Annotated in this window: 1 pseudogene; it reads right to left on the bottom strand. The window is 52.8% G+C overall.

From position 1 onward, the window contains the following. Window positions 1–212: 212 nt before the first annotated feature. Window positions 213–407, bottom strand: a pseudogene (locus ACR3FF_RS27375) (ISH3 family transposase); the annotation flags it as partial. Between the last annotated feature and the right edge of the window lie 120 nt (window positions 408–527).

The following is a 527-nucleotide window of genomic DNA, read 5'->3' as shown; positions in this document are numbered from 1 at the left end:
TCGCTAGATGTCCGCTCTATCGATGAAAACGCAGATTGAATCGTCATTATTCACCAGTGATGAGCCTTGAGTACGGTGCTTTCGACTGAGGCGGCAAGTATCTGACCAAAAGTAGTCCGGTGACTGGTAGATCGTTGTCAAGATCGAGACGAAAATCAACCACCGACGAGAGCTATCGCTCTTGGGACCGCCTCGCTTCGGAAACGAGGTGGTCAACCGATGCCTTCTCCATACCCTGCCAGCAATCCGACACCGTTCGTTCGGTACTCGTCTCGCCGCCCCAGTTCTTCATCCAGTTGCTGTTGAATCTCGTGGAGGAACGCATCACGGAACGTGAAGTCGGTGGGAATCGCTCGCCCGCCCACGGCAGGGCGAGCGAGCACTCCCCAGAGGAGTACCACCTTTAGGCAGGGAATGTTCATCACCAATATATCCGGGCAGCAGCTGAATCAGCATCATGATCCAGTTGTTTTGTGACGAAATCATCTCAAATCTTTGACTACTGAGCTACAACGGACATCTAGCGA

It is taken from the genome of Haladaptatus ordinarius (assembly GCF_054177595.1).
Note: the sequence above shows the minus strand (reverse complement) of the source record. Positions and strands in the feature narration are given on the sequence as shown.